Raw genomic sequence first — 22,592 nt, forward strand, 5'->3', positions numbered from 1 at the left:
ATATATAGAAATTTAATAATATTTCTATTTTATTAAATACGTTCAACTTGATGTATGCGAATTAATTATAACACTTTAGCTTTGGGCTTCCGATAACTTTTATCTTATTGTAGTGATAACATCTTCCATCAACTTTGAATATGCACAAATCGCATAATGGTATATAAAATTGATATTTCCTTATTTATCGATAATCGCTTTTAATTAGATTTAATAAAAATATCGGTAAGGAATCATTATGGGATTGATCGCACCTCATGCTAGTGACAGTTTACAACCTTTACAGGTTGATGACGATGAACGTCTAGTCCTGCAACAATATGCAAAAAATTTACCAGCAATTACCTTATCCAGTCGTGAAACTGGAGATTTAGTCATGTTAGGCATCGGGGGTTTTACACCTCTGTATGGCTTTATGCGAGAAGAGGACTGGCGTAGCGTTTGCGATAATATGCATTTAGCGAACGGGGTTTTTTGGCCAATTCCCATAACCGTATCGGTGACCGATGCTCAAGCTGAAACCCTAAAATTAGGTGATGAAATCGCCTTAAAAACACCAGATGGACAGATAATCGGTATTTTGAATGTGGATAGCATTTATCGTCCAGATAAACAATATGAAGCTAATCAGGTGTTTACAACGACAGATCCAAGCCATCCTGGTGTTGCAATGCTGATGGCTCAACCACCGGTTAATTTAGGTGGTAAAGTCCGAGTTTTGCACGATAATGGCTTTAAAGCACAGTTTGGTCAATATGCTTTAACTCCACAACAGACACGGGAACGCTTTACTCAATTAGGTTGGAAAAAAATAGCGGCCTTTCAAACTCGTAATCCAATGCATCGTTCACACGAATATTTAGTTAAAACCGTGTTAGAACTTTTTGATGGTGTGCTTATCCATTCATTATTTGGTAACTTAAAACCGGGCGATGTACCGGCCAACATTCGTCTTAAAGCAATTAACAGTTTAATTCACAATTACTTTGTGCCAGATTCCGTTATTCATTCCGGTTACCCTTTAGATATGCGCTATGCTGGGCCGAAAGAGGCGTTACTACATGCCCTTTTTAGACAAAATTATGGTTGTAGTCATCTTATCGTCGGCCGCGATCATGCTGGGGTTGGGGATTTTTACTCACCGTTTGCTGCACAAGAGATCTTTAGCCATTTGCAAGACAACGATTTACTCATTAAGCCAATTAAGATTGACTGGACATTTTATTGCCACAAATGTGACGGTATGGCATCAACGAAAACCTGTCCCCACGATAGTGCTGATCGCGTTCTTATTTCAGGTACGGAGGTCAGACGGCGTTTACAAGCCAAAGAGCCGATACCAGAAACATTTAGTCGGCCAGAAGTCGTTGCTGAGTTATATCAATGGGTAAATCAGTAATCAGCTAAATAGTTAATCATCCATAAATCAATAAAGGGAAAAGCCATGCTAGATTTAACTAAAGTTAACCAAAAATTGCAAAATCAGTCACCGTTAACCATTATTGAATGGGCACTGAAAAAACAACAAGATATTCCCGTTAAAAGTATTATCAGTACCCATTTTGGCCCTTATGAGGCAGTACTTTTGCACCTTGTTACCCAAATCGATCCGAATATTAAGGTTGTTTGGGTTGATAACGGCTATGCAACCAATGCAACCTATCGTGTAGCCAATGAAATTACTAAGCAACTTAATCTTAATCTACATATTTTTGTCCCACAAAGGACGACTGCTTATTTAAATGTGCGATATGGCGGGCTACCTGAACTTGATACTCCGGAACACACCGAGTTTACACAAATTGTTAAAATTGAACCGTTTAACCGTGCTTTGTCTACGCTTAAACCCACATTGTGGTTTACTGCACTACGCCGTGAACAATCTGCGCTAAGGCAAGAACTCAATATTGTAACAAAAGCAGGGGACAATTTATTTAAGATCGCCCCAATACTCGATTGGACGAGTCAAGATATGCAGAATTATATCGAAAAACATAATTTGCCTAACGAAATGGACTACGTCGATCCAACTAAAGGACCACAAGGTAGAGAGTGCGGTTTACATAAAATAACTTTTTGATTTTTTATAAATAAACAACATTAGACTTTACTGGCAAAAGGTAAGTGAATCTAAGTTGGTTGGATTTACCATAGCACGTTAAGGTTACGAGCCAATAGCAATTTAACGATAGCTAAACGCTATCAGATAAGGTCATCGTATGAGTACACAACAATTTCCTTTTAATTGTGATGAATTAAAAAAAATTATTGAAAATTACAACGATAAGCAGCTAGCTTGGTTATCGGGTTATTTATGGGGACGGGCGGAAAAAAGTTCCGTCGAACAAGTTTTACCGAGTACCACTCCCCCCTCCAATATGACTCAAGCGGAGCAAAAAGTCACAATCATATCGGCATCACAAACCGGTAATGCCCGCCGAGTAGCTAACGAGTTAAGTCAGGATATTGAACGTTTGGGTATTGCGGTGACTCATCTGCCGGCAGGAGAATATAAAGCTAAAAAACTCAGTCAGGAAGAGATTTTAATATTGGTGACCTCAACCCAAGGTGAGGGCGAGCCACCGGAAGAGGCGTTGTCACTCTATAAATATCTGTTTGCCGCTAAAGCGCCTAAATTAACTCATTTACAGTTTGCGGTTTTTGGCTTAGGTGACGCTTCTTATCCAAAATTTTGTCAAGCCGCTAAAGACTTTGATCAACGATTCGCTGAATTAGATGCTCAGCGCCTGCTAGTACGTGTAGATGCTGATACAGATTTTCAAACCATAAGTACCTCTTGGCGACAGGCAGTGATTGATAAACTTAGTCAATTACAACTATCAAACACACAATCGCCAACAGAAAATTCAACCAGTATAGCCGTTAACAGTAGCCTTTATCACCGCGATAATCCATTTATTGCCGCAGTTAACGTTAATCAAAAAATCACCTCACGCGATTCAGATCGTGATATTCGTCATATTGAGCTTGACCTGTCCGATTCGGATCTTCATTATCAGCCTGGTGATGCGGTAGGTGTTTGGTATCAAAATAGTAATGAACTTGTGGAGGAGATACTAAGTATCACCCAGCTTGCAGGTGAAACGCCAGTTGAACATCATGGACAACAGATCGCTTTAAAAACGGTTCTGACTGAATATGTTGAATTGACTCAAAATACGCCGATCATTATTGAAAAATACGCTCAAGCCGTTCAACATCCCGAACTTCTTACCTTAATGGGGGATCGAGAAGCCTTATTGGAAATGAGTCAAACATTACCACTGGTTGATATGCTTAACCGCTATCGTGGCAAGATAGCGGCACAGACCTTTGTTGAATTGCTTCGACCTCTTACTCCGCGTTTCTATTCCATTGCTTCTGCGCAAGATGAAGTTGGCTCAGAAGTTCATCTTACCGTAAATGTAGTACGTTATCAGGTCGACGATAAGATCCGTATGGGCGGCGCATCTGGATTCTTAGCAAATCAAATTGCTGATCAAGATCAAGTCAAAATTTTTATTGAGCATAATGATAATTTCCGATTACCTGATGATACTCATGCAGCAATCATTATGATTGCTGCCGGTACGGGCATTGCCCCCTTTCGGGCGTTCTTACAACAGCGTGCGAGTCAAGGTGCTACCGGTAAGAATTGGTTATTCTTTGGCAATCCACATTTTATATCCGATTTTCTCTATCAAGTGGAATGGCAGAGCTATGTTAAAGAAGGTCTGTTAACTCGCATCGATCTTGCTTGGTCACGAGATCAAGCTGAGAAAATCTATGTACAAGATAAATTAATTGCTCAAGCCAGTGATATTTGGCAATGGCTACAAGAAGGTGCCTTTATCTATGTTTGTGGGGATGCTAAACGTATGGCAAAAGCGGTTGATTTAGCGCTTCAACAAATTTTGATGACTCAAGCACAATATAGTCAAGAACAAGCTATCAGTTATTTGGATGAATTAAGAAGTCAAAAGCGCTATCAACGAGATGTTTACTAATGATAAACAGATACAACAACTAATATTAATTTATCGAGTGATGTAATATGAGCAAATCTAAAACAGTTACCCTGACTCAAACAGTCAATTTAACACCGCCACAAAATGATGTCTCTGATCTGCCTTTATCGGATTCTGAACGATTTAAGCGAGAAAGTAATTATTTGCGAGGCACTATCGTTGATGATCTTAATAACGGTTTAACGGGTGGCTTTAACAGCGATAATTCTCAGCTAATTCGCTTACATGGCATGTATCAGCAAGATGATCGCGATATTCGTAAAGAACGCACAGAACAAAAACTGGAGCCACTGATCTCCATGATGTTACGTTGCCGCCTGCCTGGTGGTATCATCACCCCGAAACAGTGGCTGACTATCGATAAATTTGCTACTGAAGCAACAAAATATGGCAGTATTCGACTCACGACTCGACAAACTTTCCAATTTCACGGACTGTTTAAACGCAGCCTTAAGTCTGCTCATCAGCTGTTGCATAAGATAGGGCTAGATTCGATTGCCACTGCCGGTGATGTGAATCGTAACGTTTTATGTACTTCAAATCCTGTGGAATCAAAAGTTCATCAACAAGCTTATCATTGGGCAAGCAAAATCTCAGAACACCTTTTACCTAAAACCCGTGCTTACGTTGAAATATGGCTGGATGGTGAAAAGCTTTCTACACCCGATAGTGAGCCAATTTTAAGTTCGACTTATTTACCGCGTAAATTTAAAACTGCCGTTGTCATCCCCCCGATTAATGATGTGGATGTTCATGCTAATGATCTTAGCTTTGTGGCAATAGCAGAAAAAGGCGAACTAATTGGTTTTAATGTATTAGTTGGTGGTGGTTTGGCAATGACGCATGGTGATAAAACAACTTACCCACGCAAAGCCGACGATTTTGGTTTTATTCCTGTCGAAAAAGTGCTGACTTTTGCTGAGGCCGTTGTGACCACCCAACGTGATTGGGGTAACCGCAATAATCGAAAAAATGCCAAAACTAAATATACGCTTGAACGTGTTGGCGTGGAAAACTTCAAAAAAGAGGTTGAACTACGTGCCGGAAGTAAATTTCTAAGTAGTAAACCTTATAAATTTAGTCGACGAGGTGATCAATTTGGTTGGTATAAAGGTATTGATGATAACTGGCATTTAACGCTATTTATTGAAAATGGTCGGTTACTTGATTATCCCAATAAACCATTAAAAACCGGCGTTGCAGAAATTGCCAAAATTCATCAAGGTGATCTGCGTATAACCGCCAATCAAAACTTAATTATAGCTAACGTGCCAGAGGAACAAAAAGCAGCCATTGAACAAATTGCACGTCAATATGGTTTGCTTGACGATACTGTCACATTACAACGTAAATATTCCATGGCCTGTGTGTCTTTCCCAACTTGCCCACTTGCTATGGCTGAAGCCGAGCGGTTTTTACCGACGTTTGTAACTAAAATAGAACAGATGTTAAGTCAGCATCACTTATCCGATGATTATATTATTTTGCGTGTAACCGGTTGCCCTAACGGTTGCGCTAGAGCCATGTTGGCGGAAGTGGGCATGGTGGGTAAAGCACCTGGTCGCTACAATTTATATCTTGGCGGTAATCGAGAAGGCACACGAATTCCTCGCTTATATAAAGAAAACGTGAATGTTGAGGAGATTTTATTAGCACTCGAACCACTTATTGCCGCATGGTCCATTCATCGCAATAAAGAAGAAGGATTTGGTGATTTTGTTATTCGTCATGAGATTGTAAAACCGGTACTCAATTCAGCGATCGATTTTTATCAAGAGGCGAATTGAGATGAGTATAAAAGTTGTTGATTGATAATTTTAAACTATGTTTATTGACTGTAGGCATATATAGCCATAATTCATATGGTTATTACTTTATCATATTTGTCTTTTTTATACGTTCTTTTATACTGAAATTACTTATCAAAGTACATAATTTTACTAATAAAATTACGAATAAGCATAATTTATAAATTAGACAAAATGCTTATAACCAGTTTCATCATATTGCTTATGCTTGCTGGCGGTCTGAAATTTTTTAAATAATTCACTTTTTAGTTATCAATTATATACAGCAACTTACACATAAATAATACAACTATCTAACGGGAATAAAGTAATTTTTACTAGGAAGATCGTCATGAATATACAACAATTAAGGATTATTCACGAAGCTGCGCGTTGTAATTATAATTTAACCGAAGTCGCAAATTCTTTATACACATCTCAGTCAGGTGTAAGCCGACATATCAAAGAGCTAGAAGAAGAGCTGAATATTGATCTTTTTATTCGTCAAGGTAAGCGCTTGATTAACATGACTGAACCCGGTTTAGAATTGGTGGTTATTGCCGAACGAATTTTAAATGAAATTAATAATATTAAGCGGTTATCAACCATTTTTTCTAATACTGATGAAGGTTCATTAGTGATAGCGACCACCCACTCTCAGGCCCGTTATATTCTCCCAAATATTATAAAATCTTTTAGAACGCTTTTTCCTAAAGTTCATATCATTATCAATCAGGGATCATCTAGTGAAATTATCTCTCAGCTTCTTTCTGGCGAAGCGGATATTGGTATTGATAATGAAAGAGTGGATAATAGTTCGCTTGCTATTTACCCTTTTTATCGTTGGCATTACTCTATAGTTACTCCTAAAGATCATCCTTTGACTAAAGTCGATAAAGTGACGTTAGATATGTTACAAACATTACCTATCATTACTTATCGTCAAGGAATATTTCCTCGTAAAAGTATTGATAAAGCCTTTTCAGCTATCGGATTGACACCCAATATCTCGCTCAATGTTCAGGAGCCTGATGTTATTAAAACCTATGTTGAGTTAGGTTTAGGGATTGGTATTTTAGGTAATAAAATGTACAACCCTGATCATGATATCAATTTAGTTGAATTGGATGCGAAACATCTGTTTGAGTCACATGTTACATGGCTAGGATTAAAACGACATAAATTACAACGTAATTATATTTGGCGCTTTATTCAATTATGCAATCAAGAGTTGTCACTGGAAGATATCAAAAGTCATGCATTAATTGAGCAAACTCATTCCAAAATACTTGATTATCAGATTTAATTTATAGGAATCATTCTCCTTAAATCATAAACTCTAATAGTTCATCTTGCATAAAAATATTAACGAGTGCAGGTTGCCAGTAGACAGTATCACCAATTTCAACTTGCTGTTGTTCATATTGTCGATAGCTAATAGATACATCAATATGCTTTGGTTGTCCGGCTACAGCAATTTCCAGAAAGACGGTTGGACCAGCAGTATGTATACGTACAACTTCTCCTTGGATATCATTTTTTCGGGCAATTTTAGCAATACTGATTTCGTGAGGTCGAACATAAGCGATAGCAGACTGATCAGGCCAGGTACCTTGTTCCTTCATATCTTTGTGAAAATCACCAATGATTAATGTATTATTTTCAATATAACCATATAAAAGGTTAACATCCCCTAGAAAATGCGCAACAAAGGCGGTTTTTGGTTGCTTATAGACTTCGGCAGGGGTACCTATTTGCTCTATGTGACCTTGATTCATTAAAATTATTCTATCAGCAACTTCCAGTGCTTCTTCTTGATCATGGGTAACAAAGATGCTGGTAACATTGAGTTCATGATGAAAATCACGCAACCAACGCCTTAAATCTTTACGGACTTTAGCATCTAAAGCACTAAATGGTTCATCAAGCAACAACACATTAGGTTTCGAAGCCAACGCACGCGCTAACGCAACTCGCTGACGCTGACCACCTGACAGTTGGTCTGGATAACGTTTGGCAAAATGGTCAAGTTGCACTAATTCGAGTAATTGATTAACGCGTTCATCAATTGCTGTTTTATTTAATCGTACAGATCTTGGTTTCATTTTTAGTCCAAATGCCACATTTTCAGCTACATTCATATGCCGAAATAACGCATAATTTTGAAAGACAAAACCAATTTCTCGTTGCTTGGCGCTCAGCTTAGTTACTTCCCTATCAGCAAAATAGATTTGCCCTGAACTGGCAGTTTCTAAACCGGCTATAATGCGCAGTAAAGTTGTTTTTCCACAACCAGATGGGCCTAATAGTGCAACTAATTCACCTTGTTTTATGCTGAAATTGATATTTTCTAAGACATTAACGTGTTCAAAACTTTTATTGATATTGTGTAGTGTAATACTCATATCTACCTCTTAGTTCCCGTAATGACATTCATTGGCTAAGCGCCTTTCAATCCATTGACGAATCAAGAGTAACGCAAGCGACATAATTAATAGCAAAATAGCGACACTAAATGCGGCAACAATATTGTATTCATTGTATAAAATCTCAACATGAAGCGGTAAGGTATTGGTGTAACCACGAATATGCCCAGAAACAACCGATACCGCGCCAAATTCACCGAGTGAGCGAGCGGTGCAAAGAACAACACCATGCATTAAGGCCCATTTAATATTGGGTAAAGTAATGTGGAAAAAAATTTGCCAGCCATTCGCACCAAGGACGCTGGCGGCCTCTTCTTCATGAGTACCTTGTAGCGCCATTATCGGAATGAGTTCTCTTGCCACAAAAGGAACGGATACAAAAATCGTTGCTAAAATAATTCCTGGAATTGCATAGACAATTTGAATATTCCACGCCTGCAAAAAAGGATATAACGTACTTTGCGCGCCAAATAGCAATACATAGATTAAACCTGCCACGATGGGTGAAATCGAGAACGGCAAATCAATTAATGTGACTAATATTTGTTTGCCTTTGAACTGATATTTAGTTATGACCCAAGCTGCACATACACCAAATATCACATTTAATGGCACCGCTACACCAACGGCAATCAGTGTTAATTTAAAAGCGGATAAGGTATCTGGCTCAATAATCACTTGCCAAAATGCATTTACACCATTAGCTAGCCCCTGCGCGAGCACCACAACTAGCGGCAACAATAAAAGTCCGAAAAACAGTAATACCGCCAACAAGATTAGCAATAGCTGTAAGCGGGTTACTCTCTTTTTTTCTGTTATTGATTGTAATATCTGCATAATCTTATATTAATGGTTTTTATTAATCTTACGGTTAAGTTTTCGCTGTAAACTGTTCATAATTAATAACAATACAAAAGCAATCAGTAACATCGTTACGCCAATCGCGGCAGCGGCATCATAAGCATATTGGTCAAGTTTTGAGACGATTAATAACGGTAATATTTCGGTCTTAAATGGAATATTACCGGCAATAAAGACCACTGAACCATATTCGCCAATAGCACGAGCAAAAGCGAGGGTAAACCCCGTTAGCCAAGCAGGTAAAATGGCAGGTAAAATAATATGCATAAAAATTTGCCTAGGCGATGCACCAAGTAAACTCGCCGCTTCTTCTTGTTCACGTGGTAAATCAGCCATCACCGGTTGTAAAGTGCGCACAACAAACGGCAATGTAACAAATAACAGCGCTAAGGTAATGCCAATGGGGGTATAAGCAATTTTAAAACTGAACCATTGCCCAATTGGCCCGTTTTTGGCATAAATTGCGGTTAACGCAATGCCAGCAACGGCTGTTGGTAAAGCAAACGGGATATCAATACAGATATCCATTATCTTACGTCCTGGAAATCGATAACGCACCAGTACCCAAGCCAATAATAAACCAATAAAGCTGTTTAAACCGGCGCTGATAAATGCGGTACTTAATGAAAGCGTTAATGCCAATAAAAACTGTTTGCTGACTAATAACCGATGCCACTCCTCAAAAGACAGCTTTGTTGAATAAAGAAACAAACCTAATAACGGAATAAGCACAATCAAACTAAGAAAGGTTAAAGTATAAGCTAACGTTAAGCTAAAACCTGGGATGATCCGTTGTTGTTTAATGCTTGCAACTTTCATAACATTCACCTTTATACCGCAAAGCTAAGTGAGTACACACATAACATCGCCAGAATAAGTAGTAATTAGTTTATCTCAGCATAAATTGCATCAAAGATGGCCCCATCACTAAAAAATTTTTTTTGCACTGTTTGCCATCCACCAAAATCGTTATCAACCGTAACTAACTTAATAGTAGGAAACTGATCAGCATATTGTTTAAGGACATCAGGATTAACAGGACGGTAAAAATGCTTGGCTATAATATGTTGTGCCGGATCGCTATATAAGTATTCCAAATAAGCTTGCGCTTGCTTACGTGTACCTTTGCTATCAACAACTTTATCGACTAAAGCCACAGTCGGCTCAGCTAAAATGGATAATGAGGGCATAATAATTTCTAATTGATCGCCACCTTGCTCTCTTAACGCCAAATAAGCCTCATTTTCCCAAGAAATTAAAACATCACCTAAGCCTCGCTGTACAAAGCTAATGGTTGCGCCTCTGGCACCAGTGTCTAAAACCGGAACATGTTGATATAATTTGGTGACAAAGTCTTGAGCTTGTTCATCGTTACCATAGGTACTTTTAGCATAAGCCCAAGCCGCCAAAAAATTCCAACGAGCCCCACCCGAGGTTTTGGGATTGGGTGTTATTACCTCAACATCATCTTTTATGAGATCACCCCAATCATAAATCTGTTTTGGATTACCTTTACGCACTAAAAAGACAATAGTTGAATGGTAAGGCGCACTATTATTTGGCAACCTAGCTTGCCAATCAGGTGATATGTTAGTTTGATAACGGTTTAACGCATCAATATCACTCGCTAAAGCAAGCGTAACCACATCGGCCTGCAAACCATCAATGACTGAACGTGCCTGTTTACCAGACCCACCATGCGAATTATTTATCGTCAACCGTTCACCGGTTTGCTGCTGCCAATGCTCGATAAAAGCCTGATTATATGCTTTATAAAGCTCTCGCGTGGGATCATAAGAAACATTGAGTAATTCAATTGCTTGCGCTTGATGCATAAAAGTGCAAATTGCCAATAAGATTAAGCTGATCCCATGCCTATATAATTTTTGAAAAAGAGGTAAATTTTTCACTCGACACCTCACGCTACGCTACTAATGTATTGGATTAGTAATGATAAAAATATGAAATAATTAGACCAAATTATGGTGAGATGCGAAAACGATTATTTTGCATTTAGTTATAACAAAAATAGATATATAGGTGTGGAGGGAGATGAGGAGAGGTGAATATAAAAATTAATATATTTATAAGATTTAAAGAATCGGCCTAATTTTCAATATATAATAGTAATGTCTGTTTAATCTATTTTTCACATTCTCAAATAATTTTATAAAATTCTTATAATTATGAGAAATATTTTCTAATTAATGATGTTGCTTCAATAAATGGCAAGGAAATGTATCTTTCTTTATATCCCCAGTTTTTGTATGGCTTATTATATGCCGATTATATCATGCCTTATACCAACATTGTTTTTTTACTAAATCTTATGATCCTAAAGTAAGTTAACATCAATATTGTTGAAAAAGTTTTTCACCTATTTCATTTTAGTATAAAACACTATTATTCCTGATATTCAGCATAATCATCTAATACGTCATCAGTCATCCGATCTAAGTGTTTTTGTTTACTAAGCTCCTTTAGACTACTGTATGGGATATAACTACAACTTTCTGATAAAGGGCCTTTTTCAAGAAGAGAAAATACTGGTCGTCGGATTTCTTGAAAGACTTTTTCTTGTCGATTATCGGGCGCCACGATATGTAAATTAATATTCATATTCGGTTGTAATGCTAATAAGTCAGCCATACGTAATAAACCCGAATAAACAGATGTAGTATGTTCTACTTCAAAAGCTCGAACAATTGAGCGACCTTTTAACCAAATTACGTCAATTTGTTCAATCGTACTTAATGTTGCCTCATCGTAATTAAGCGGCAATCTATCTAATAGAACTTCGGTGTTATTTTTCCATTCTTTTAAAACTCTACTGCGATCTGCTTTAGGCAGCCAAATTTTAAGTCCCATACAAGCCCCAATTTGAGCAATTAATGCCTGCATTTTTATTGATTCACGCACGTCCTGATTTTGTGTCTGCGCTTCATCATCAAATGATTGATCATCATTAGGTACAGAAACCTCAATCACTTTATCCGCTCGGTTAACTGTATGTGTTTTTAATTTTTTCTTATCTAATTCATCTAAAGGATAGGGTATCGCATCATTTGATTGCTTTAATAATGTAATTGCTAATAATTTACCATCTTTATCATTAAGTTTATTTAAACTGTTTCGTAGTAAGCCTGTCCATGCACTGCTTTTTTTATCATGTGATTTGGTAAACGAAAGTTGTTGCCAAAGTTCATCAACATGAATAGGAATTGTTTCAGCCAACGGTAACCAAACTTTAGTACTAACATGAAAACGAACTGTAAAAGGATCATCTTCATCTAAAAAGATAGGTGTAGAATCGTGAAACGGACCATCGATCACCTCAAGCAAACCACACCAACGAGATAATCGTGTTATATAACAAATTAAAATATCACCAGGCTTAAGCTTATTAGCGAGCCCTTCTTGCCGAATACGAAAACCGGATATTGATTTATCGGAATACGTGAAAGCATGATAGGTTTCGGGTGAAAATATATTGGTATAGTAAGTCATAAATTACCTATGCTAATTTGAAGATAGTATTTATTAAAAATAGTGTTTATATATTATTTTAGCGCTTTACTCGCTCATATATTTGTTTGGCAAGTCGTTTAACTACTCTTTTTTTCAATTCTAAATTACTCATAACCTTATTACATACTTCTTCATTACCGCTTAATCGTTCTAAAAATAGATCCAGAAGTTTTGTTGATAAAAATTCAGTAAAACTTTCTAAAGAATTAGCTTTAACCGCGTCTTTAATTGATTCATCCGAAAGTGCGGCTTCTTCGATTTGATCAAAAAATAATTGGTCTGCAACAGTAAAATCGGTACCAAATGCTTCATTTAATTCACTAACTAAATGTGAAAGATTTTCAGTAGAATCAGCTCGACCAGTACCAACATCAGTTGAACCTTTTAACTCATTCGCCTCACCTTTTCCTAAATCTATACCTTGTTCACTTAATTTCTGTAAACGATAGAATTGTAATACGACAATTTTTGATAAATCAATTTCAATTTCTTTCGTACCTTTAGGTAATTTCTGGAGTAATACCTTTAAATAAGCATAACGTTTTTCATGTTCTGAGTCGGTAAAATCCATAATTTGAGAAACAAATAAATATAAATTTAAGTAACTTTGTAATTGACTCTTAAATAGTTTTTGTTGTTCTTGTTGGTGAATAGGATCATCTATATGTATCGCTTTATATTTTTCTACTGCACGGTCAATAATACTATTCAATTGGCGATGTTCCTGACCTGTTAATCGACTTCTATCTTTAAACCAAATATTAGCAAATTCATTAATATCGTTTTCAAAATATAATTTCCAACTGTCAAGATCAAATCCTAATTCATTTAATTTTTGTGCATTAGGAATATCGCCAAGTTGTGTTACTTCATAGAAAGGTTTAAAGGCCTTATAAATATCATCATGAGTATTAACAAAATCTAATACAAAGGTATCTTCTTTACCATAAATACAACGATTTAATCGAGATAGCGTTTGCACCGCATGAATACCAGAAAGCTTTTTATCAACAAACATGGTATGCAATAATGGTTGGTCAAAGCCAGTTTGATATTTTTCAGCAACTAATAATACTTGATAATTATCAGTATCAAATTGCTCAGGTAATTCGGTTTCTTTAAAACCATTCATGCTAGATTCGGTATATTCAACAGCATCAACTTCTAATTTTCCTGAAAAAGCAACTAATGATTTAATGCCCCTGTAGCCTTTCTCTTTGATATATTCATCAAAAGCTAATTTATAGCGCACTGCGTGTTCCCGAGAACTAGTTACCACCATTGCCTTTGCTCGACCACCTATTTTATGGATTGTGACCGTTCGGAAATGCTCAACTATTATTTCGACTTTTTGTTGAATAACACTTGGATGCATGGAAACAAAACGCATCATTAATGCTTTGGTTTTGTTTTTTGCGAGTTCTTTATCTTCACTAGCAATTTTTAATAATTTAAAATATTGTTTATAGGTAGTATAGTTAGCCAGTACATTAAGAATAAAACCTTCTTCAATGGCTTGTTTCATACTGTAATAGTGAAAAGGAGCAAATCCATTTTCCGAAGGCTCATCAAAACAAGCTAACGTTTTCCATTTTGGCGTAGCAGTGAAAGCAAAAAAACTTAAATTAGGTTGTCGGCTGCGTTTAGCTGCCTCAATAAACAATCTCGTTCTAGCCTCATCACTTAAATTATCATCGTCTTCGTCATCTAAAAATTCTTGAGCAATTGCTGCTTCGATGCCATCTTTGTTCAAAATTTTACGCAGTTCCATTGCTGTTTCACCACCTTGCGAACTATGTGCTTCATCCACTATTATGGCAAAACGCTTATCGGTTGTTGATAATTTAATATCAATACCTTTTTTAGCTTGAGTACGAATTGATTTCATGACATAGGGAAATTTTTGAATCGTAGTAATAATGATAGGCACATTTGCCGCCAACGCATGGGTTAACTGCAAAGTATTTTCATCTATTTTCTGGACTACACCATCTTTATGTTCAAATTGCACAATCGTTTCTTGTAACTGACGATCTAACACCACTCTATCAGTAATTACAATAATGGAATGAAATACTTTTTCATCGCTGTCGTTGTGCATAGAAGCTAAATGATGAGCTAACCAAGCAATTGTATTGGATTTTCCTGAACCTGCTGAATGTTGAATAAGATAATTATGTCCCGCACCATGTTCTTTACTGTGTTTGATTAGTTTTCGTACGGCATCAAGTTGATGATAACGTGGGAAAATCATCGTTTCCTTGGTTTGATTAATAAAGCCAGCATCTGTGCGCACTTTTTTTAATTCAGTACTTAAATGTAAAAAACGCCCAATAATATCCATTAAACTATCTTTCACTAAGATTTCTTGCCAAAGGAAACAAGTACGTACATTATCCTTAACGGGGGGATTGCCCGCTCCATTGTGAAAACCTTTGTTAAAAGGAAGAAAATGTGTTTTTTCACCATCAAGCTTGGTTGTCATATATATTTCGCAGGTGTCTACCGCAAAATGAACCAAGGTACGCTTTTTGAACTCATATAATCGCCCTTGAGGATTGCGCTGATATTTATATTGATTTATCGCATCATGGACATTCCAGCCTGTTGCCGATAGCTCATTTTTCAGCTCTATAGTAATAATTGGAATGCCATTTAATGACAAAACAATATCAGGAATTTGTTTATCTTCGGTGTTAATTTGACGAGTACAAGTTAAAATATTGGCATTATATTGTTGTTGCGTAGTTTTATTAATATTGGTATTCGGTGCAAAGTAAGCCATTTTAATTTTTTTACCAAAACTTTTAAAACCTTGCCGTAATACAGCTAAAGATCCAAAACTATCAAGTGCGTGAGTAAGATCATTAAGAATATATTCAGCTGCATCACCCTTATAAGCGGAAGTAATCCTTTCATAAATTTTAGGTTGTGTGGCTTGAATAAAGTTAATCACATCTTGCGGGATTAAAGCTCGTTGAATATCATAGGTTTTCGGTGAGCCTTTTACATAACCACCATCTGTAATTAGGCTTCGCTCCACTTCCTGTTCAAAATAGTATTCGCTATGCATACCAACCACTCCTTAAAATATTTTTTATAGTTATTAATTCAAATTCCTAACATCAATTTTACCGGTTACCGCTTGAGTAATAAGAGCTGAGCGGTATTCTTTTAATTTAGTTATACACTCATAGAGTGATAATTCAGTAGATTTAATTCTATCTATTTTTTTATCTAAAAAGCTAACGATTACTTTTTGTTCTTCTAATGGAGGAAGCCAAATAATACAATTTTTAAGCATAAACTGAGTTACGCTAAAAACTTTAATCCCTTTCACCTGTGCTCTGATTTGATTTCGATAATTTCCACAATCGAAAAGATATGCAAGATATCTCGGATAATTAACTTTATTTATTTTGGCAATAATTGTGTGATATCCAGCAAAAGTTGGAATTTCGCTATTAAGATAAGTAAAATTACCTGAACCTTTTATGTCCTCAGATGTATCAGCAAAAATAAAATCACCTTTTTTTAGTACAGCATTAGGAAAATTCTCTAAATATATTTCAGGAACACATTTTAAATCATGTTTATTTGGATCGACTTCAAATCCAAACTTAGAATGGATTTCACCGTAATTAACACAAGGGATACCTTCATCCACTAAATTTTCTTTAGTAATTGTTAGCCCTTTTAAAAAATTTAAAATAAATTTGTTTTTTATTAGTTGCCAATGATCTGGTATCTTCCCCAACCACTCAACACCACTCTCTTTCATCTCAACATCAGGATTAATTCCCTTCGTTACGGCATGCGAAATTAATGCAATACGCTGTTCTGCTAGTTTTTCAAGTAACATTTCTTGTTTAGAGATTAGCGTATCTATTTGGGCGATTTTTTTATCTAAAAAACTAACGATTGCTTTTTGTTCTTCTTTTTTAGGAAAACACATTTTAAAAGAAGAAATACTATCCCAGCTTGCTCTTGGCATTTTTGAACCAAAAGTTGTTCCATTGACTTCATTAATAAAATCTTGCGATAAACAATAATATAGTAAGAATTTTGGTAATATTTGTTCAGAGGCTCTAAAGATTAGAGCTTCTGTTGATGATAACCCTATCTTATCAGCCAAATAAACTTTTGCTAAATATGGTCTTAATTTTCCAAATAATACATCATTTTTTTGAAACTTATGAGCAACACCTTCACTTTCTAACTCTACTGAATAAACAAGTTTTCCTGTAAAAGACTCAATATTTTCTAATCCTAGATATTTTAGTTCAGATTCTTTAGCGTTAACTTTATCACTTATATTTTGGATTACATATTTTAGACGTCTTATCATCCAATGATCTGGTATTTTACCTAACCACTCAACCCCACTTTCTTTATAATGTGTATACTTTGGTAAATCACTCATGCAGATAACTCCCCAAGCAATCGCATAATTTCTTGTTCCAGTTGCTCAATATCAGCTTTAATTTCTGCTAATGGTCTTGGCGGTTGATAGACATAAAAATGACGATTAATCGGAATTTCATAGCCAACTTTAGTTTTGCTATAATCGACCCATGCATCGGGCACATGTGGTAAAACTTCTGCTTGCATATATGTTTCGCAATGTGAATGGACTAATTTTAGTAATAAATCTAAACCCGATTCATTATCATATTGCAATGGCAATGGTAACGAAATATCAGACGGAAGTGGAACTAATTCAGTATCTCTTAGCTGTGGATCGGGTTCCGGACAACCTTTACTATCTAAGCAAATATCAGCATCGGGATCGCGTTCAGATAATGCCTCTACTATCGCTTTTTTTACTGAGGCGGAGATTTTAAAGGTTAATTTTTTTAGTTGAGCATCAAGAATTTTTAAAAATGACTTCCGATTTTTCCAAATGGTATGGCTGTCTATTTTTGCAAGAGCATTTTTAATCTCCTGCTGCTGATCCATACCAATTTGTTCTTCTTCGGCAATGCGTTTTTCATCCTTAACCTTTTTACTTACCGCTAAATTGATAAATGCGCTTTGATTATCTAAACGGGCAATACGTTCCGGGGATGCTTGAAAATTTAAACGTAAAGGTCTTTCAACTACCAATTTGAGATAGCCAAATTCTTGATTAGTGAATATTTTACTACAAACTTTAAAATCACCTGATTGGTTTTTTATGGTTGGACTTTCTTCCTGATCAATAAAGTTTGAATAAAATTGGGTTAACTCAGCAATATGGTCGGCAGAAAGTTCATTGCGTTTATTACCTAAACTTTTAACCATTTTCTGATAATGTGTGGTACCATCAATTAGTTGAATTTTACCTTGGCGTTTTGTTGATTTCTTATTCGATACAATCCAGATATAAGTATAAATACCCGTGTTATAAAACATTTGGTCAGGTAATGCGATAATAGCTTCTAGCCAGTCATTTTCAATAATCCACCGACGAATATTACTTTCACCACTGCCGGCATCGCCGGTAAATAATGGCGAACCATTAAATACGACAGCAATACGTGAGCCTTCACCGCCTTCTTTTGGGGTTGGTTTCATTTTGGAAATCATATGCTGCAAAAATAACAATGAACCATCATTAATACGTGGTAAACCGGCACCAAATCGACCTGAAAAACCAAATTTAGCTTCAGCCTCAACAAATTCTTTTTCTGGTTTCCATTCCACACCAAATGGCGGATTAGAAAACATATAATCAAAACGTTTATCTTGATGACCATCATGAGGGATATAGCCATCTTTCGCCTTGGCATTTTTTATCCCTAAGGTATCACCGTAAATAATGTTTTCAGCAGGCTCATCTTTTATCAATAGATCAGAACAGCAAATAGCATAGGATTCAGGATTATATTCTTGCCCATATAATCCTAAACTAATTTTATTATTATAGGCTTTAAGATATTTTTCTGATTCGGATAACATACCACCGGTACCGGCAGTAGGATCATAAATTAAGCAGTGTTTAGCTGGTTTACTTAACTCTTTACTATCTTCAGCAAAGATGACATTAACCATAAGATTAATGACTTCTCTTGGAGTAAAGTGATCGCCCGCTTCTTCATTGGCTTGTTCATTAAATTTGCGGACTAATTCTTCAAATAAATACCCCATTTGTAAATTTGAAATACTTTTCGGTGATAAATCTAAACCCGATTTTTTTAATTCCTCATTAAAATTTTTAAAAATCAGATATAGACGATTAGCATCATCTAATTTTTCGATTTCTTTTTCAAACTCAAATTTGGCAAAGATATCCTTTGCCTTATCGGAAAATCCATCAATGTATTTCAGTAAATTTCCAGTAAAATGGTCAGAATCCGCTAATAATGTTTCTAAATTAAATCCGCTAATATTGTATAATGCTTGTTGGCGATCTGAACCAGTAATTTTAGTTAATGCTTTTTCCAAAAAGGCACGGGTTAATTGTTTATTTTCGGGCTTCTTTATTTCTGCATCATAAAATTTTTTAATTTGCTGAGTATAAGGACTTAATATCGCATCAAAACGACCTAAAACAATAAGTGGTAACATAACCCGACGATATTGAGGCGGGCGATATGGACCTCGAAGAAGATTAGCAATACTCCAGACGAGTGTAACTAATTTAGAATGCTGTGGATGTTGATTTGATTCAATTGTCATATTTAATGGTTTCTTAAAAAAGTACAGTGTTAGTTAGAGTGCGATAACCTATATTATTATCATTCATTGCACACATGTATAGAAAGCTATTTTTTCTACAAATAGTCAATTATTATAACTAATTATAAATATTCATCTATTACATTGATTGTTATAAAGTTCAGAGTAGTTAATATAAACCTTAGATCCTATTCTAGTATATAGATTCAAATAAATCATCTTAACAAAACCTATATTGTTAATATCTATCCTTTATTATTAAATTATCTCTTTTTTACATTGTCTTTATTACATCTTTTCCAAATATGAAACAATCGGCAAATCTGCCTTCGCCCAATCAAGATTTCCGATCTCATCACTTTTTAACCAACAAATCTCGTTATGTTCTAAACATTGTGGTTGTTCATCTACAAGTTCACACACAAAAGCATCAATTTTTACTGTGCCAAAATCATAGTTATGTGAAGTGGTTAATAAATGATTCTTAATTGATATTCTACAATCGAGCTCTTCTTTAATTTCACGCATTAGCGCTGTTTCTAATTGTTCACCTGATTCAACTTTACCACCTGGGAATTCCCATTTATAAGCTTGATATTTCGTATTACCTCGTTGTGCACAAAGAAATCTTCCATCCTTGATAATTACAGCCGCAACAACATGAACGAATTTATTCATCTTTTTGAGAAACCTCTTTAGCTCTTAAACTTGCAATTGCCTTCAATTTATTTATGTCTTTCTCATCTTTAACAAAATGCATTTTACGATGACAGTTTGGACATAATGCAACTGTATTTTCTATTGAATCCTCACCACCTTCAGACAACCAAATAATATGATGACATTCTAAATAAGGAATATTTTCTCTGGTGAAAAAAGGAGCTGCATTTTCACATAGATCACATTTCCCCTCAGCTAGGCGTTTTATAAACTCAGCTAACTCAGCACTTCTTATATATTGAGGCGTAACAATGTCTCGTTTACCTGGTTTTTTATTTTGCTTTATTATTTTATTGAGTAATTTATCTACTTTGTACTTATGGACTTGTTCTTCTTGTGCTTTTTTATAATCAATAAAAACACTATTGGGCAACTTATTATCAATAAGTTTTAATGGAAAAACCCAAACTTTACGTAATAATTGATTAGCATCGTATTGCTGTGTTTGATAGGGAGAAGCTGCTTTAATTAAACGTCCTGAATATGTATATTCTTTGTCCTTAAACACTTCAAAGTAATGTACACTAATGCCATTAAAGTCAATCTCATTAAGTGTTTTATTTTGCATAAATTCCAAACTTTGATCACCTCTTTGCCCCATTCCAGTATAATGTAGTACATCATCATCCCAAACATCAGAATAAACTGACTCTACATGATTTGTAATTAGAACTAGAGTATGAGTGGTATTAGATTTTCGCATTCCACCTTGTGGACTACATTTAAAAATATCACATAATTGTTGGTTATTTAAAACTGCACCAGGTGTTAATTGTTTAATTTTATTGTCAACTGGATTCATCATATGCATTTCCTAAACGCTTATCTCAATCGCCCCAGAGGCATATTAGAATTGTGATACTTACACTGTGGTCTTAAACGTTTTAATAAATTAAGCAATGGTTGCTCAATCTCAGTTTTATAATTAAATGAACGCGTATGATCATGTTTATGTTTTGATAATACATACAAAAAAGGTTTATGTAGTGCTGGTTGTTTGCCTTTTTTCCAAATGATGATATCGATGATTTTATGTTGTAATTGTTTGATACCCATTATTTTCATTAACCTAATGTAAAAATTGGGACATTATTACAAATATAGGAATATTTTTGTGATATAGCTCACAAAAAGTTGAAACACACTGAAAAAAATAATTTTATTATAGAGAAAATGAGAGTATTTACTTCCAAATTGTATTTGATAAAAAGCCAGCAATAGCTGGCTTTATTTTTTGGATACTAAATTAGATTACAAATTTTTTTAATTCCATATTATTCTTACAGAACGTTTATATAACGTGTCGAAAAATTATTATTTCTTGAAACAAAATATTTATAAATTTTTCAATTTTTAACATTTTTTTATTTGCTGGAATTTCAGACACAAAAAAACCAGCTTTCGCTGGTGTTCCTTTTTCGTAATTGGTGCCCGGACGCGGAATCGAACCACGGACACGGGGATTTTCAATCCCCTGCTCTACCGACTGAGCTATCCGGGCAACAATGGAGGTGTATTAAACACGATTCGCGATTATCAGTCAATCCCTTTTGTAAGATATTTTGAAAAATATATGTCGTTTGGTTGAAATTTAACTAGTTATTACTATATTAGTAACTTATTATGACATAATATCACTCTATACTTAGAGGAATTTTATATGCGAGTCTTTGGATTTATTGTTTTTTTTATTTATGCTTATTTGGAACTCAGCTTTTTTATAAAAGTTGCTGATTCAATAGGTGTTTTTCTTGCTTTAATTGGCATTATTGCCACTTCGATTATTGGGTTTTCTTTAATTAAAAAGCAGGGTTTAAATAACCTAAGTATTATGCAACAAAAAATTTCTAATAATCAAAGCCCTAAAGATGAAATTATTAAGAGTGTGTCCTTACTCTTTGCGGGTTTTTTATTGCTAATTCCTGGTTTTTTAACCGATATACTTGGCGGGATTTTGTTAATTCCACGCGTTCAAGATTATATTGTTCGCTTTATTGTTAAAAAATTTCCTTTCAAAGTTCGATCATTTTCTTCTAGCAACAATGCGCAACTTAATGATGTAATTGAGGGTGAATTTGAGCGTAAAGATGACTAATAATTAATCAATTAAAAAATTTTTTGATTTTATTCTCTTGAAGAATTTAAAACAAACCCCATCTAATGTTCACTATATTATATAGATCATAATTTCATGATTTATAGTTAATAATTATTTAATTTAAATTAGTGCTAGGAGATAACTAATGAAAATTCGTCCATTGCATGATCGTGTGATCATTAAACGCAAAGAAGTAGAGTCAAAATCAGCTGGCGGTATTGTTTTAACAGGCTCAGCTGCGGGTAAATCAACACGTGGTGAAGTTTTAGCTGTTGGTAATGGTCGCATTTTAGAAAATGGTCAAATTCAACCACTAGATGTAAAAGTTGGTGATATCGTTATTTTCAATGAAGGATATGGCGTTAAAACAGAAAAAATTGATAACGAAGAAGTGCTTATCTTATCTGAAAGCGATATTTTAGCCATTGTTCAAGCGTAATTGGCAAATAATTTAATTTATAGACAGAATTTAGGAGAAATACAA

At 35.2% G+C, this 22,592-nt stretch carries 18 protein-coding genes and 1 tRNA gene; 7 read left to right on the top strand and 12 right to left on the bottom strand.

All coding sequences use genetic code 11. The features are described from left to right. The first annotated feature begins 238 nt into the window (after positions 1-238). The 5 genes from sat to J3T98_RS09435 all read left to right on the top strand — a co-directional run bounded on the left by sat (position 239) and on the right by J3T98_RS09435 (position 7,121). Positions 239-1,399 carry a sulfate adenylyltransferase gene (sat, locus tag J3T98_RS09415; RefSeq protein WP_267362703.1) on the top strand — a complete coding sequence of 387 codons (1,161 nt, stop codon included), beginning with the start codon at positions 239-241 and terminating at the stop codon, positions 1,397-1,399. Between the two features lie 45 nt (positions 1,400-1,444). Beyond that, a complete protein-coding gene (locus J3T98_RS09420) occupies positions 1,445-2,080 on the top strand; it encodes a phosphoadenosine phosphosulfate reductase family protein (protein ID WP_065562758.1) in 636 nt (211 codons plus the stop codon). A 139-nt stretch (positions 2,081-2,219) separates the two neighbouring features. Beyond that, a complete protein-coding gene (locus J3T98_RS09425; RefSeq protein WP_267362704.1) occupies positions 2,220-4,007 on the top strand; it encodes an assimilatory sulfite reductase (NADPH) flavoprotein subunit in 1,788 nt (595 codons plus the stop codon). Between the two features lie 47 nt (positions 4,008-4,054). Continuing rightward, the gene (gene cysI, locus J3T98_RS09430; RefSeq protein WP_267353764.1) at positions 4,055-5,815 is read left to right on the top strand and encodes an assimilatory sulfite reductase (NADPH) hemoprotein subunit; all 1,761 of its coding nucleotides are present in this window, start codon (positions 4,055-4,057) and stop codon (positions 5,813-5,815) included. Positions 5,816-6,167: 352 nt separating this feature from the next. Continuing rightward, positions 6,168-7,121 (top strand): LysR substrate-binding domain-containing protein, encoded by a 954-nt coding sequence (locus tag J3T98_RS09435; RefSeq protein WP_267362705.1) that lies wholly within the window; start codon positions 6,168-6,170, stop codon positions 7,119-7,121. A gap of 19 nt (positions 7,122-7,140) precedes the next feature. Here J3T98_RS09435 and J3T98_RS09440 read toward each other — a convergent pair whose 3' ends face one another. The 12 genes from J3T98_RS09440 to J3T98_RS09495 form a co-directional block, all read right to left on the bottom strand. Further along, entirely contained in the window at positions 7,141-8,220 is a 1,080-nt protein-coding gene (locus tag J3T98_RS09440) for a sulfate/molybdate ABC transporter ATP-binding protein (protein ID WP_267362706.1), read from the bottom strand. 9 nt (positions 8,221-8,229) lie between these two features. Then, entirely contained in the window at positions 8,230-9,078 is an 849-nt protein-coding gene (gene cysW / locus J3T98_RS09445; RefSeq protein ID WP_267362707.1) for a sulfate ABC transporter permease subunit CysW, read from the bottom strand. Between the two features lie 9 nt (positions 9,079-9,087). Next, positions 9,088-9,906: a sulfate ABC transporter permease subunit CysT gene (gene cysT, locus J3T98_RS09450; protein WP_416380651.1), complete on the bottom strand. Its 819-nt coding sequence runs from the start codon at positions 9,904-9,906 to the stop codon at positions 9,088-9,090. 80 nt (positions 9,907-9,986) lie between these two features. Continuing rightward, the gene (locus J3T98_RS09455) at positions 9,987-10,970 is read right to left on the bottom strand and encodes a sulfate ABC transporter substrate-binding protein (RefSeq protein WP_255561418.1); all 984 of its coding nucleotides are present in this window, start codon (positions 10,968-10,970) and stop codon (positions 9,987-9,989) included. 535 nt (positions 10,971-11,505) lie between these two features. Then, positions 11,506-12,609, bottom strand: coding sequence for a hypothetical protein (locus J3T98_RS09460; RefSeq protein ID WP_267362709.1), 1,104 nt, complete (start codon positions 12,607-12,609; stop codon positions 11,506-11,508). A gap of 58 nt (positions 12,610-12,667) precedes the next feature. Beyond that, positions 12,668-15,703, bottom strand: coding sequence for a type I restriction endonuclease subunit R (locus J3T98_RS09465; RefSeq protein ID WP_267362711.1), 3,036 nt, complete (start codon positions 15,701-15,703; stop codon positions 12,668-12,670). 33 nt (positions 15,704-15,736) lie between these two features. Further along, a complete protein-coding gene (locus J3T98_RS09470) occupies positions 15,737-17,053 on the bottom strand; it encodes a restriction endonuclease subunit S (protein ID WP_267362712.1) in 1,317 nt (438 codons plus the stop codon). After that, positions 17,050-19,290, bottom strand: a complete 2,241-nt coding sequence (locus J3T98_RS09475) for a type I restriction-modification system subunit M (RefSeq protein ID WP_267362713.1) — start codon at positions 19,288-19,290, stop codon at positions 17,050-17,052. The genes J3T98_RS09470 and J3T98_RS09475 overlap by 4 nt, the downstream gene beginning before the upstream one ends. A 288-nt stretch (positions 19,291-19,578) precedes the next feature. Beyond that, entirely contained in the window at positions 19,579-19,968 is a 390-nt protein-coding gene (locus J3T98_RS09480) for a (deoxy)nucleoside triphosphate pyrophosphohydrolase (RefSeq protein WP_267362714.1), read from the bottom strand. Next, the gene (locus J3T98_RS09485) at positions 19,961-20,815 is read right to left on the bottom strand and encodes an HNH endonuclease (protein WP_267362715.1); all 855 of its coding nucleotides are present in this window, start codon (positions 20,813-20,815) and stop codon (positions 19,961-19,963) included. Before J3T98_RS09485 ends, J3T98_RS09480 begins: the two co-directional genes overlap by 8 nt. A gap of 17 nt (positions 20,816-20,832) precedes the next feature. Continuing rightward, positions 20,833-21,066 (bottom strand): hypothetical protein, encoded by a 234-nt coding sequence (locus tag J3T98_RS09490; RefSeq protein ID WP_267330813.1) that lies wholly within the window; start codon positions 21,064-21,066, stop codon positions 20,833-20,835. Positions 21,067-21,435: 369 nt separating this feature from the next. After that, positions 21,436-21,511, bottom strand: a tRNA-Phe gene (locus J3T98_RS09495). A gap of 159 nt (positions 21,512-21,670) precedes the next feature. On the opposite strand from J3T98_RS09495, the gene J3T98_RS09500 reads away from it, so the two are divergent. Both J3T98_RS09500 and J3T98_RS09505 read left to right on the top strand, forming a co-directional pair. Next, positions 21,671-22,105 (top strand): FxsA family protein, encoded by a 435-nt coding sequence (locus tag J3T98_RS09500; RefSeq protein WP_267362716.1) that lies wholly within the window; start codon positions 21,671-21,673, stop codon positions 22,103-22,105. A 148-nt stretch (positions 22,106-22,253) separates the two neighbouring features. Next, on the top strand, positions 22,254-22,547 hold the full coding sequence (locus tag J3T98_RS09505; protein WP_220225436.1) for a co-chaperone GroES: 294 nt from the start codon (positions 22,254-22,256) through the stop codon (positions 22,545-22,547). The last annotated feature ends 45 nt before the right edge of the window (positions 22,548-22,592 follow it).

Origin of the sequence: Gilliamella sp. B2772 (assembly GCF_026536985.1) — a bacterium.
GTDB classification, from domain to species: domain Bacteria; phylum Pseudomonadota; class Gammaproteobacteria; order Enterobacterales; family Orbaceae; genus Gilliamella; species Gilliamella apicola_E.